This window comes from Enterococcus sp. AMC1252 (genome assembly GCF_058216515.1).
Genome location: NZ_CM177097.1, coordinates 579700 through 594505 on the forward strand (window position 1 = coordinate 579700; position 14806 = coordinate 594505).

General features: G+C 34.2%; 7 protein-coding genes. All 7 read left to right on the top strand.

Annotated elements, in window-relative coordinates; genetic code table 11:
• Positions 1–5631, top strand: coding sequence for an amino acid adenylation domain-containing protein (locus AC4BB5_RS02640; RefSeq protein ID WP_490457874.1), 5631 nt, complete (start codon positions 1–3; stop codon positions 5629–5631).
• 19 nt (positions 5632–5650) lie between these two features.
• Positions 5651–6343: a thioesterase II family protein gene (locus AC4BB5_RS02645; RefSeq protein ID WP_490457875.1), complete on the top strand. Its 693-nt coding sequence runs from the start codon at positions 5651–5653 to the stop codon at positions 6341–6343.
• 943 nt (positions 6344–7286) lie between these two features.
• Positions 7287–8378, top strand: coding sequence for a tyrosine-type recombinase/integrase (locus AC4BB5_RS02650; protein ID WP_490457876.1), 1092 nt, complete (start codon positions 7287–7289; stop codon positions 8376–8378).
• Between the two features lie 336 nt (positions 8379–8714).
• Entirely contained in the window at positions 8715–11990 is a 3276-nt protein-coding gene (locus AC4BB5_RS02655; protein WP_490457877.1) for a KxYKxGKxW signal peptide domain-containing protein, read from the top strand.
• 377 nt (positions 11991–12367) lie between these two features.
• The gene (gene lplA / locus AC4BB5_RS02660; RefSeq protein ID WP_490457878.1) at positions 12368–13381 is read left to right on the top strand and encodes a lipoate--protein ligase; all 1014 of its coding nucleotides are present in this window, start codon (positions 12368–12370) and stop codon (positions 13379–13381) included.
• Positions 13382–13396: 15 nt separating this feature from the next.
• A complete protein-coding gene (locus tag AC4BB5_RS02665; protein ID WP_490457879.1) occupies positions 13397–14128 on the top strand; it encodes a methionine ABC transporter ATP-binding protein in 732 nt (243 codons plus the stop codon).
• On the top strand, positions 14125–14799 hold the full coding sequence (locus tag AC4BB5_RS02670; protein ID WP_490457880.1) for a methionine ABC transporter permease: 675 nt from the start codon (positions 14125–14127) through the stop codon (positions 14797–14799). The genes AC4BB5_RS02665 and AC4BB5_RS02670 overlap by 4 nt, the downstream gene beginning before the upstream one ends.
• Positions 14800–14806 lie beyond the last annotated feature (7 nt).

Consider the following 14806-nt stretch of genomic DNA (forward strand, 5'->3'; position numbering starts at 1 on the left):
GTGAGTAAAAAATATTTAATGAGTTCTGCTCAAAAAAGAATTTACACGATTGAGCAAGTACAAGGTGAAAGTATCACGTATAATATCCCGATTGCTTTTCAATTATCTCAACCGATAGATTTAGATAAACTGACTTGTTCACTTAATGAACTGATTGAAAGACATCAAGTATTAAGGACTTATTTTGAAATGATTGATGGTAAATTCGGACAGATTGTAGAAGAAGAGTATGAGTTTTCAATAGAAATGATAACTGATTCAGTCAAACCGTTATCTGTGATCATGGATGAGTTTGTTAGACCCTTTACCATAGATGTGTTGCCTTTGTTACGAGTGTGCTACTGCACACTCGTAACGGGTGAACGCTATCTACTATTTGATGCCCACCATATTATTATGGATGGTGGTTCAATGGGTATTTTTTTAGAAGAATTGAGCCAATTATATAATGATAAACAACTACCACCTGTAAAATTGCAATATAAAGATTACAGTGCTTGGCATAGAAAAAAGGATAAGCAGTCCAGTAAACAATTTTGGCTGGATGAATTTTCAGATGGTTTACCAGAATTTGAATTATTTTATGATTATCCTCGTCCTAAAGAGAGAGAATATTGTGGTGATACAGTTAGTACTTGTTTATCTTCAGAACAGATTGAACTGTTGAATCAATTGACTGAACAAACGAGTGCAACAAATTACATGATTTTTATTGCCTGTTTTATGATCTTTTTATCAAAATATTCGGGCAGTGAAGAGGTCGTTATCGGAACGACGATGTCAGGACGGGATCATCCGGACATTCAAAATCTACTAGGAATGTTTGTTAACACAGTTCCAATCAATGACACGATACAATCAAACGAAAATTTTGTTACGTATTTAGATCGTGTAAAACATAAATTAATGCGTATTTTTGACCACCAAGACTATCCACTTGATGAGATTGTTGAGGATTTGAATGCTCCCGTTTGCGAAAATAAAAATCCTATTTTTGATATTTTATTTAACTATCAAAGTAATGGACAATTGGATGTTAAATTAGGAGATAGTCAATTAAATGAAGTGCCAAGAGAGTCTCATGTGGCAAAATTTGATTTGACATTTAATTTGGGTATAGCAGAAAATCAAGTTGAATTAGTTTGGGAATACGATGTTAATTTATTGAAAAAAACAACAGTTGAACGAATGCAGCAGCATTTTGTAACATTGATGGGTGCTATTTTAACAGATGTAACCAAACCAATTCGAGAGTTCTCTTGTTTGGAACAAGAAGAAGTTGAAAAAATCATAACTCAATTTAATCGATCAGAGTCTGAATTACCCGAAGATGCCACGGTCATCGCTCATTTCAAAGAGCAAGTAAAAAAATATCCGACAAGTATTGCTATTGCAGGAGTAGACCAAAAACTAACTTATGCTGAATTAGATCATGAATCCACAAAAATTGCTTCATTGATCCAGTCCCAAAAGGCTGAATCAGAGATTGTTGCGATTCTTGCTGTTAGAGAAATTCAAACAATTACGGCATATTTAGGGATTTTAAAAGCGGGTTGCGCGTATCTACCACTAGATCCTAAAAGTCCCAAAAAGAGAAATCAAGAAATCGTGGAAAAAAGTCAAGCAGGATTATTGATTGATTTTACTTCAGATCAAAATGACGATGATTTCGCAATAGCTCAGTTAACATCTGCTGATTTGAACAGACTAGATTTAACGACGAGCTATCAGCCTGTTCGACTTTCCAAACATTCATTAGCGTATGTCATTTACACGTCTGGTACAACAGGTGAACCTAAAGGGACAATGATCGAGCATAAAAGTATTATCCGCTTAGTTAAAGAGCCAAATTATGTTCAACTGGATCAGCCGAATATTCTTCAAACAGGTTCGTTAACTTTTGATGCAAGCACTTTTGAAATTTGGGGTGCATTATTAAATGGTGGAACATTACATTTATCTGAAATTGAGAATTTAGTTGATCCAGATAAATTAGAAGAAATAATCGAGACTAGTCAGATCAATGTAATGTGGTTGACATCCTCTTTATTTAATCAATTGGTGTCCTTAAATGAGCAAATTTTTTCATCACTAAACTATCTGTTGATCGGTGGCGAAAAACTATCAAGCTATCATGTGTCTAAATTTAAACAAGCCAATCAACAGACTCATTTGATCAATGGCTATGGTCCGACTGAATGTACAACTTTTGCTTTAACTTATGAAATTAAGAAGCCGTTCATGCAGTCGATTCCAATTGGTAAGCCAATCAATTATACAGAGGCTTTGATTTTTTCCGACGAATCACTTTGTGGAATCGGAATGCCAGGAGAATTATATTTAGGCGGTGAAGGACTTGCAAGAGGCTATTTAGGTAAGGATGAATTAACAAATGAAAAATTCATAATAAGTCCATTCAAACCTAAAGAAAAACTATATAAAACTGGGGATCTAGTTCGATGGGATGAAGAGGGACAGGTTGAATTTCTGGGCCGGATCGATCAACAAGTAAAAATCCGCGGATTTAGAATAGAGCTCAAAGAAATTGAAGCTCATTTATTAGATATTTCTGAAATTAAAGAAGCGGCTGTAATCGTAGTTGAAAGTGAAACTTCATCAGAAAAACAACTTATTGCCTATGTAGGTACTTCAAAGGACATTTCGGGAAAACAAATCAAAGAACAATTGAGAACACAATTGCCTGAATATATGATTCCAAAAGCTATTATTCTCTTAGAGTCGTTGCCAACTACCAAAAATGGAAAATTAGCTGTTGATCAATTACCAGAACATCAAATTGATTTGAATAAAGAAGAAAAGGAACAACCTAAAACACAATTACAAACCAATATTTTAACGATTTTTAAAGAAATTCTCAATCAAGGTGAGATAGGAATAAATGAAGATTTCTATGATTTAGGCGGAGATTCGATCAAGGCTATCCGGATTGTATCAAAACTGAAAGAACAAGGGTACTCGTTAACAATCAATGACATTCTCCAACATCGAACGATCAAGGATTTGAGTAAGAACCTTAAACAAAATAAAAAAATGAATCTTGATCAGAGTGAAGTGACGGGGGAAGTTCTGTTTACACCAATCCAACAAAAATTTCTTGATGAGCAATTAACTGAACCAAATCACTTTAATCAATCTATCATGCTTGAATTTTCGACAGAGCAATTGAATGAAGAAAAAATGACAGAGGCCTTAAAGGCAATCATGATCCATCATGATATGTTACGAGCTATTTATGATGAAGGGCAGTCAATACAGCCTATAGAGACCGTATCATCGTTTAAAGTAACTCATTATAATTTTGAACAAGAAAGTCGGGCAATCAATTGGTTTGATCAAACAACAGAAATCTATCAATCAATGCAAAAGTTAAGCAATACAGCTCAAGCGGATCTTTCAATAGCAGACGGTAGAGTCTTTAAAGCAGTTATTTATCAATTTAAGGATCGCAGTTTCTTATTGCTGATTGCCCATCATTTAGTTGTTGATACGATTTCTTGGAAGATCATTATAGAAGATCTTGAAATAGCCTATAGCAACCTCGTGGCTGATCGGAAAATAAAATTACCTTTAAAAACAATGTCTTATCAAAAATGGAGTCAAGAATTAGCTGATTATAGCAAGAGTGAAGAGCTAGCTAATGAACTATCATTTTGGCAAGAAACGGCAGAGATTGTTGAAAAGAGTCAACTAAAAAATTACTCAGATACAGAGCAAACCAAACAAGTGAACATCTTATCTACACAATTAGGGGTGGAAAAAACAGCGCAGCTTTTAACGCAGAAAAATCGGTTCAGTCACTTCTATATTAATGAAATTTTGATTACAGCTCTAACTAGAGCGATAGCAAAAGTGACTGGAAATTCAGCGGTTTCTTTACTTATGGAAGGACATGGAAGGGAACAATTAACGGATGATACGGAGATTGATCGTACAGTTGGCTGGTTTACGGTCACCTATCCAGTTGCTTTTTCAGTAGGAAACAATAGTATGGAAGATGATATTTTTGAAGTCAGCCGTTCGTTAAAAGCAATTCCTAAAAATGGCATCGGCTATGGGCTTGCTAAATCAGTGCTGCCGGAAATTTCTAAAACTGAGCCTATGGTCACGTTCAATTATTCAGGAGAGTTTAATGAGTCACAGCAAGAAGACCATTTGTTCATGATGAGCCCTGCGCCGCAAGGAAATGAAGTTAGCCCTAATAATCAATTTGGAACGCCGATTGCAGTTAATTTAGTAATTGTAGACAAAAATTTAAATAGTAATATCGTCTATGACAATTGCCTTTTTTCAAAGGAATTTATTCAAAACATAACTGAGCAATTTTTAAAAGAAATTGATGAAATTTTAGAATTTTTACAAAGCGAGCAGCACCATGCTGTAAACGAAGCTGAGCTATTTGTTCCAATCAGCTGGGAAAATTCACCAATCAAGCAGAAGATTCAGCCTTCAGCAATGCAAAGAATGTTTCTAGACACTTTAGATGCTACGATGGTTTATGCACCGTTTGAGTTGCCAACGTCAGATGCTGAAAGAATAATTGAGGCTATCAAACAAGTAGTTTACGAGCAACCTTTGTTGCGGACAAGTTATGGCTATGAGGAAGAGCAGTATATTTTATACGAGCATCCATTTGAGGAGACATTTACTATCCCAATTATTGATTTAAGTGCCAAGTCAGAGGAAGAGAAGGTCATTTTTCAACAAAGAGTTAAAGATAAAATGACATCCGCATTTAAAAATAAAAAAACAAATACACTTTATCATATGTTGATTACCCAAGCAAATGAAGAAGTAGCGGTTTTACACCTACTGATTTCTCACGCTATCTGGGACAAATATAGTGATACAGTATTTTATGATCGAATCAAAGAATGTATCATGAAACCTGTCAAAAAATCTAAAATCGATATTCGTTATCTTGAACCTAAACCTAATTTTGACAAGAAGAAAGATCTGAAAGAGTTACAGGATCATCTTTTGGTATTCAAGAAAAATAAAGAGCTTATTCATGCTGAGCAAAAAAATAAGCAAGAATTTTCTATTTGTTTATCTACATTATCTTTAGGGGAAAAGACAAAAAAATATTATGCTAAAAATCATTGGGCACTTATTATGTACTTAGCCCAAATTATTATCCGTAAAAATCATGGGATAAGCTACTCTCAAATAATTCCTGTTTATGTTGTGCAGGAAAACAGAAAATATTTGCCTACTGAATTTGCACAAGCAATTGGGCCATATATTGATTTGTGGCCAGTTTTACTCAACCAGTCGACTGATAATATGACAGAGCAAATGAGGCAATTACAGCAAATAAAATTAGACACACAGATTAGCTTGGTTGATGAATTGAGTAAAATTGATAGCGACTATACAAATAAAGAGACATACTCAATCAATAATCAAATGATTTTTGAATTAACAAACGAAACTTTGGAAACTGCAAAAAAACAAGTAGAGATGATGGAGCATGTTGATGGGTTCGAGATCGTTATCAACAAATGTTTAGACCAATTAGTATTCATTTACCCGGAAAACATAAACCTAAAAAATCAACTTGGGACTTTACTACAAAGTGCTTGTGACCAGTTGGAGCTAGAATTACGATAGAATGGAGATAGGAGAAAAAATGATTCAATTAGTTATGTTTCCTTATGCTGGAAGTATCGTAAATCCTTATAAAGAATGGCTAGAGCTGAATGATGAGCAATTTGAAATTATTCAGATCGAATATGACGGTCGAGGTCGAAGAAGTTTTGCAGATAGACCGCAATCTTGGCGGATGTTGATTGATAAGACATTGAAGCAAATGCTAGAATGTGTGGATTTTACCAAAGAGTATATTTTATTTGGTCATAGCATGGGAGCTAGAGTTGCCATGGATATCTATAGGAAGCTTGAAAATATGACGATCAAACAGCCGAAACTTTTAATATTTTCTGGAAGTGAGGCATTTCGCTCAAAGAATTACGAATCAATTTTATCTGCCCCGACTAAAAAGTTCAATCAATTCTTCTTTAAGTTAGGTGGAATTCCCAAAGAAGTAATTGAAGAAGTTGAGCTTTTGGAGCTGGTGACAGATTATTTAAGGGAAGACTTAGCATTACTAAATCAGTTCAGTGTTAACCCGAAAAAATCAAGAATAGCATGTCCTGTGCTTATTCTTAATGGAACACAGGAGAAAAAGAGTGAGCTGGAGGATTGGAGAGATATTATAGGTTCCAATTGTCAACAAATTGTTTTTGAAGGAGATCATTTCTTTATTAGAAATAATGTTCAGCAAATTCTTTCTGCTATTAGGAAAAAAGTAAATGAACTCTAACTTACTGAAGAAACATTATTGGGAAATAGTGTAAGAAAAAAATCTGATTATAAGAAATTAAAAAAAAAGAAAAACATTCCTGGAAGATAGACGGGGATGTTTTTTTTTTGAAAAAATCGGAATGGAAAATGAGTGTTAATGATCAAAATATAAAAAAAAATTATTTATGGAATTATTTTTTTTTAGAGGGAAAGAAAAGATTAAAAAGAAAAAATTGATTGGAAACTTTAGCTTATGTACTGTACCATTGTAAATAATAACGTGCGTCATCATAAACTTCTGAAGATGGACATATTTTTTACAGACTTATGAATGCGCAACCAAAAAAAAAGAATACTAAAGGGGACTTAAATGAAAAAAATAGGAGAAAATAAAGAAACATTGGTTACAAGATAGTAAAAAAAGGGAAGTTACAAGGTTGACACTATATGGTATGGGGAGTTAGTAATGAAAGAGTATAAATGCATTGGAGAGAAGGATAAAAAACATGTTGTAACTAGATACAATCATGTCTAGTTTAGAGGTAAAAGTTAATGATATTTTTTCTTGTTCTTTGTAGGAACAAGAAATGAGAAAATGAAATTTTGATGAATAAAAAATGTTGGTTTTATAAACAGTCTTATTCACTCAACACCTAGTATTGTACTATTTAAGTATGTTCAATGTCAATAGGTATTGGTGTAATTGGTTTTATAAAAAAAAGTCCTAATCTCTTGTGTTATTAAAAAACGTTCATAATGATATTCTGTTGCGGGCATAAAAACGTTTTATAAAAAAAATGTAGAGCTAATTTGGTATTTTATGAATGAAAAATTCTCCCCTAAAAATTGGGAATGCGTATATTTAGTTGAATAAAACACTGAGAAAACAACGATTCAGTACTTTAATTTCAACGCCGTCAAATACGCCGTCACAAATCAAAAAATGAGAGAGGGATTTTATCATGGCAAAAAGAGGAGAAAACATATATAAGAGAAAAGATGGCCGCTGGGAAGGTCGTTATATAAAGGAACGAAAAATGGATGGGAAAATTCGTTATGGTTACATTTATTCTAGGAAATATTTAGAAGTGAAACATAAGTTAATGTTGTTAAAAGCCGATTCACTTAGGGATCCAGATTTTCAATCAACTTATGTAGGAACACTGACTGAGTGGTTTGAAGTTTGGCTAGATACAATTGTTAAAACAAAAGTTAAACTAAGCACCTATAATAGTTATAAAAGTAAAGTTCAATTGCATATTTTGCCAGGGATTGGTGAGATTCGATTGGTTGAATTATTACCAGCAGATATCGATCAATGGATTTTACAGTTAAGCCTAGCACTATCACCGAGCTCGGTCCATGCTGTTTATCGTGTTTTGAAAAATGGCTTAGCTCAAGCTGTTCGCCAGAATTTATTGAAAAAAAATCCAGCATTAAATATTGATTTACCAAAATTAGAAAAACAGAGAGTACGGGCTTTTTCTGTGGATCAGCAAAAAAAAATTAAGGAAGCTGCTGTTGCAGATGAAAAGTATTTACCCATTGTTCTAGCTTTAGAAACTGGGATGCGTATCGGTGAAATTAGTGCCTTACAATGGGGTGACATAGATTTTACTGAAAAAACAATTCATATTCAGAGAACTCTGCAACGATTACAAGTGGACAGAGGTAAAACAGCTTTGGTCGAAGGAACACCAAAGACTTTCCAATCAGAGAGAACTTTACCATTATCAAACCAGCTTGAAGCCTACTTAATTAAAATCAAGCAAACTTCTAAAAGTTTATATGTTGTTGGAATCGCTGATTCTTGCACTGAACCACGAACGATTACGTATCGATTTAAAAAACTTCTGGAACAACTTCAAATAGCACAATTGCCTTTTCATGCATTGAGACATACGTTTGCAACACGATGCTTAGAATTAGGTGTGAATATTGCTACAATAAGTTCAATGCTAGGTCATACCTCAACTAAGATGACTTTAGATGTTTACACAAATTCATTTATGGAAGATGAAAGACAAGCAATTGAAAAAATTTCTACTATTTAATTACTTATTCTAAAAAAAACAAAATAATAACTAGTTTGAAACCATTTGAAAAGCTCAAATGGTTTTTTTATTTCAATTTTTTACTATTAACACTGGATTTCCGCCGTCAGCCAAGCCGTCAATCAAAATGTTAAACGCATAGAATCAATAACAAAAAAGCCATTTCTTGTTCCTACAAAAAAGAAGAAATGGGAAGCTAATCGGATACGCCTTAATCTAATATGCTATGTACTTTATTATATGGATTTTTTGGGTCGTGTCCATTATTTTACTTTGTGTGAGTACTAATTCAAATTGGTATTTAACAAAAAATTATTATTATGGGGGTAATGGTTCATGAAGAGCAACAAAAATTTCAGAAAAGACGATTTGAGTCCTGAAAGCAACACGAAGAAAATTTACAAAATGTATAAGAGAAAGAAACAGTGGGTAGTAGCCCCTGTAGTATTTGGATTATTACTTAATGCAATTAGCCCTGTAGCTGCTTTGGCAGTGACAGAGACTGAATCAGATGTTCGAACAGTACAAGTAAGTGATAGTGAATTAGATGCATTGAGAACAGAAGCTGAAAATAATATTTTAATATTGGTTTCACTAACTACAGATGCTAAAGCTCAGTATGTTAAAGCTGTTAAGGATGCTTCGGACAAGGCTGGTATCGATACAGCTCTCAAAGATGCACGTAAAGCTGACATAGAGCAGTCCGTTATAAATGAGAAAGCTGAGTATGCTGAAAAAATCAATGCATTGAGCTTTTTATCTGACACTACTAAAACCACTTACATCAACAGTATTACAGCACTTGGCTTGGATACGTTAGTAACAGTATATAACAACAAGTTAGCTACTAGTGATTATGCGACAGCTAAAGAAGCATATGATGCTAAATTAGCGGATATCAAGATTGCTGCAAATGAAATTGTTGAACAAGCAGTAACAGAAAACACTGCCCTAGCGAACATTCCACAATACAGAACAGAACAAAAAGCAGTGGTAAATGCCTTGACTCAACTTTCAGAACTTAAAAAGCAAGACTATGTTAAACAAATTGACGCTGTTGAAACTAAAGAGGCAATTGACAGCATTGTAGCTGCTGCAACTAGTGAAAATACGACTCTTTTAGCTGGAAAGATCACTGAAAAAATTGCTGAGTTAAAAACAAAAGCAGAAGATATTCAAACAATTGATTCAACGAAATATGCTGAATTAATAGCTATGATTAACGCAGAAGGAACAGAAGCAAATGATACAACCTTGAACAAATTAATTGCGTTAGAAAAGGTTATTGATAAAGAAATTCAAGATGTTATTGATGGTGATCTTGCGACGCAATTAAAAACAGCAAAAACTACTTTGAAAACAACCATCTTGAATGATAAGAAAGCCAACGACTTGATTACAGATGCTGAGGTGAAAAGCTTTACTGCAAGCGCAGATGCTGCTAAGACACTAGAAGCGCTTGAAGTAGTTAAAGCTGAGTGGACAGCTCTTGTCGTAGCTAAGGAAATCGAGAAAAAAGATACTGAAGCAGCTAGAACTGCTGCTAAAAATTTGGTTACTGGATTAGAATTAGATGGTGTTCGCAAGAATAATTATCTTGAATCAATCAGATTAGCAAAAGATTCTACAGAAATAGCAAAAATCGTTGTTGAAGCACAAACAGCTGCCCGTGAATGGAAAGAGCAAAATGAAGCAGAATTAACTGTTGCTAAAGAACAAGCAGTTAAAGAAATCAATGCTTTGAAAAATTTACCAAAACTTAATAAAGATACCATGATAGAAAAAGTGAACGCAGCTTCTAACCTAGCTGATGTAGCAAATTGGTTAGCTTTGGCCAAAAGTGGTGATGCTGCCGCTCAATTAGATAAAGAAAAGGAAACGGCAAAATCAAAAATCAACGACTTTGTAAACTTGTCAGATGATGATAAAGAGCTTTACCAAGGACAGATTGATGATGCAGAAAATTCAGCTGAGATCACAGAGATTATGAATGAAGCTATTTACGCTGATTATCAAGCTGGAGTTACTGCAACTGATGAACTGTCAGTGGCAAAAGAATTAGCAAAAGAAGCTGTCAATAAATTAGAGAACTTAACAGTTACTGAAAGGACTGCAGCATTCAAAGATATTGAAAAAGCGACTACTGTGGAACAAATCAGTGCAGCATTGAATCTAGCTAAAGATTTGGATGGAAGAAATGCTATAGCAAATGAAGCAGCAAAAGATTTTGAAAAATATAAAGAAGATAAAAAGGCAGCAATTGATGCTCTAGAGTTTTTATCAAAAGAAGTGAAAAATGGATATAAAGCAGAAATCAGCTTGGCTAAAGATACAGTTGCAGTAGACGATGTCTTTAATAAAGCGAAAGCTGCTGATGACAAGATTAAAGCCGAAAAAGTTTTATTGGATACAGCGAAAAATACTCTTATTAGCGCAATCAAGGATTATTCAGATTTAACAGATGCTGAGAAAAAACAATTTATCTCGCAAACTTTTGATTGCAAATCAGTAGACGAAGTTACTACATTAGGTGAGAAGATAGGACAACTGATTCGCGATCGTCAAGTAGCAAATGCAGCAGATAACTACAAAGATGTTATTAAAAATGCGATTGATGAACTACCAGGTTTGTCTTTAGGACAAAAAAATGCTTATAAAGCTGAAGTTACTGCTGCTAAAGATAAAGCTGAAGCTGTAAAAGTTTATGAAGCTGCAAAAGCAGAAGGTATTCGTATATACGATAAAGAAATTACAAATAAAATTGATTCACTAATTGCTTCAGGGTCGTATGTTGAGGCTCAAAAAGAAATCAACACATTAAAATCAGATGCCACTCGGAAAAAATATCAAACTAAACTTAATGATAGTATTGCATTGACAGAAGCGAAGGCTACTGCAAATAAACAAATCGATGCTTTAGAAAACCTATCAATCGAAGAAAAAACAGCAGCTAAAGAAAAAATTTCTAAATTAACAACTAAAGCAGCTGTTGAAAAAGAAGTTGAAGCATTAGTAAAAGCAGACAATCTTGTTCACGACAAACCTTTGATTGAATTAGCAGAAGCGCAAATCAAAGCCAAAGACTTTGATAAAGCTGCGAAAACAATCGAAAAAATTCGCGATGCTGATACAAAAGCTAAACTACAAAAACAACTAGATGACGCTCAAAAAGTAGCGCCAAACATCAAAGGAACAGGACATGTTAGCAAAATAGGTTGGCAAAAAACTGTTGATATCAATGAAATTATTGGGACAACAGGTAGAAAATTAGCTCTTGAAGCTGTCAAACTGAATTTATCAGATGTGGATATGCCTGAATCAGCTAAGAAAATCGAAGGTGGTATTGAATACCGTGCTCACGTTCGTAATATTGGCTGGCAAGGTTACAAAGCTAATGGAGCTTTAGCTGGTACGACAGGCAGATCTTTGCAAATGGAAGCTATCCAAATCCGACTAACTGGCGAGTTAGCGAAGAGATATGATGTTGAATATCGAGCACATTCTAAAGACAAAGGCTGGAGTAAATATGTTTCAAACGGTGCAACAGCTGGAACAACTGGTAAGTCATTACGTATGGAAGCTGTTCAAATTCGCTTAGTCGAAAAAAAATAGTGAAAAACGAATCTCGCTTATTATTCTGAGATTTTCACTTAACAGCTGAATAGCTTGAAACTGGAGAACAGTACAATAATCAGAGATACTTCTGGTTGTCGTGCTGTTTTTTTGTTTATACATATCATTAGAGTATGTTGATTACTTCTATTGTGTACTAAAATCTGTTCTAAATCGGAAATTCTGTTATATAAAATATGATTTATTCTTATAATATAAAGCTTTTTTGAGCAAATATATGTAATATTATAATTAAGAATGATAGACTAAATCTATTGTTGGAATTATCAGATATTTTCAGGATATTATATTGAAAGCACTTTTATAGAACAAACGAAAAATCTTACAAGCATAGATAATAAGAAAAGAGGAATACAATGTATTATGTTATTATGCCCTCTCACGATATTCGTCGGAATTTAGCGACAGAACAATATTTGTTGAATCAACGATCATTTGAAGAGCCACTGGTATTATTTTACATTCAAAAACCATGTGTCATTGTTGGCCGCAATCAAAATGTACGTGCAGAGGTTGATTTAAATTATGCCAAGGAACACCAAATCACTATTACTAGAAGGCTATCTGGTGGCGGTGCAGTTTATGATGATTTAGGTAATTTAAGTTTTAGTTTTGTTGTGGATGCTGCTCATGAGTCGTTTGGTAATTTTAAGTCATTTACTCAGCCAATCATTGATGCTTTACATGAGATGGGGGCTGTAGGTGCTGAGATTAGTGGTCGAAACGATTTACTCATTGATGGGAAAAAATTCTCTGGCAATGCCATGTATACGAAAAATAAAAAAATGTATTCGCATGGAACATTAATGTTGGATGTTGACTTAGATAAAGTCAGTCGGGTACTAACTGTTTCTGAAAAAAAGTTAGCCTCTAAGGGGACGAAGTCCGTTAGAAGCCGAGTGACCAATCTAAAACCTTACTTGGATAAAGAATATCAAGGGATTTCTACTGAAGATTTTCGTGATCGTTTATTATTACATTTATTTGAAGCTGAAACAATGGAGGCTATTAAAACAAGAGAATATTGTTTAACCCAAGAAGATGAACAAGCAATCGATCAACTGGTATCAGATATTTATGGAAACGAGACTTGGGTATTTGGCGAGGAGCCTAATTATACAATCAAAAGAGAAGAAAAATTTAAAGGTGGACTCATAGAGGCGAATATTTCTGTAGAAAGAGGCAGAATTTCAGCTATCAGAATTTATGGCGATTACTTTGGCCAAAAAGACACGAAGGAAATAACAGATTTGTTGATTGGATGTAAATATAAACAGGACGCAATTAAGAAAGTGCTAGCTGACACCACAATAGGTGACTATTTTAGCAATGTTTCTACAGCTGAATTTGTTCAGTTGCTGGTAGATTAAGTTGGGGGAATTAAAATGATTACATTTGATAAAGTTTCGAAGTTTTACAATCATAATGGATCAGTTGTTAAGGCATTAGATAATGTTGATTTTCAAATCCAAGAACATGAAATATTTGGGGTGATTGGCGAAAGTGGTTCTGGTAAATCTACGTTACTGCGAATGATCAACACATTAGAAAAACCAAGCCAAGGAGCTGTTAAAATCTCTGGTGTTGATTTGATGCAGTTAAATGAGAGGCAAAAACGGCAAAGGCGCAAGCAAATTGGTATGATTTTTCAACAATTCAATTTGCTCTACAACCAAACTGTGAATGAAAATATTGGACTTCCTTTACGGTTGAATAAAGCATACGATCAAAAAAAAGTTCAAGAAGTTCTGGAGTTTGTACGCCTATCTAATAAAGGGCAGTATTACCCTAGTCAGCTTAGTGGTGGTGAAAAACAGCGCGTAGGGATTGCCAGAGCATTGATCACACAGCCAAAAATTTTACTCTGTGATGAACCGACATCTGCTTTAGATGGTCAAAATGCATACGATATTCTGGAATTGTTGCGAAGAATCAATGAAACGTTTGGAACAACAATGGTCATTGTTAGCCATGAGCTAAATTTAATCAAACAATTATGCAATCGAACAGCGATTCTAGAAAAAGGGAAAGTGTTGGATATACTAGCAATTCAAAAAAGTCAACAGTCGTCGCAGTTTAGCTCTTATTATGAAAGAGTACGGGAGAATTTAGGATGATGACATCGTATATAAATAAAATTAGTTACTACCTTCCGGAATTGAATAAAGCGTTATCAGAAAGTAGCATAATGATTTTGATTTCGATTATTGCAGCAGTTGTACTAGGTTTACCACTTGGAACATTTGTTTATTTAACAAAAAAAATGCCAACTAAGTCCAATCGGTGGATAGGAATATTGGCAAATGGCTACATTAATATTGTGCGTTCCTTCCCTTTTCTTTTATTGGTTGTAGCCATGATTCCATTTACTCGATTAGTATTAGGGACTGCTTTTGGGACTTACGCTGCTTCGTTACCTTTAAGCTTTGTAGCAGTGGCTATATATGCCAGACTTGTGGAACAGGTACTTTTAGAAATACCAAATGATATTTTAGAGCTGGCTCAATCTCTTGGGACAACAAAGATTCAGCTGATCACTCGTTTTCTTTATGTTGAAGCACGTGCGGGCTTAGTGTTGTCATTAACCTCAGTTATAATCAGTATGGTTTCTTATTCAACGGTTATGGGTGTAGTTGGTGGCGGTGGGATAGGTGACTTTGCACTGCGTTATGGCTATCAGCGTTATGAATATGTGGTAATGTATACAGCCATCGTTCTTATGATTATATTCGTAAGTTTTATTCAGTTTAGTGGTAGTTGGTTATCTAAAAAGATAAATAAAAAATAGTAGTTAG

Excerpts from the sequence above, each read along its gene's own strand:
- AC4BB5_RS02645 (WP_490457875.1), top strand. The coding sequence starts at position 5,651 with ATGATTCAATTAGTTATGTTTCCTTATGCTGGAAGTATCGTAAATCCT.
- AC4BB5_RS02650 (WP_490457876.1), top strand. The coding sequence starts at position 7,287 with ATGGCAAAAAGAGGAGAAAACATATATAAGAGAAAAGATGGCCGCTGG.
- AC4BB5_RS02655 (WP_490457877.1), top strand. The coding sequence starts at position 8,715 with ATGAAGAGCAACAAAAATTTCAGAAAAGACGATTTGAGTCCTGAAAGC.
- lplA (WP_490457878.1), top strand. The coding sequence starts at position 12,368 with ATGTATTATGTTATTATGCCCTCTCACGATATTCGTCGGAATTTAGCG.
- AC4BB5_RS02665 (WP_490457879.1), top strand. The coding sequence starts at position 13,397 with ATGATTACATTTGATAAAGTTTCGAAGTTTTACAATCATAATGGATCA.
- AC4BB5_RS02670 (WP_490457880.1), top strand. The coding sequence starts at position 14,125 with ATGATGACATCGTATATAAATAAAATTAGTTACTACCTTCCGGAATTG.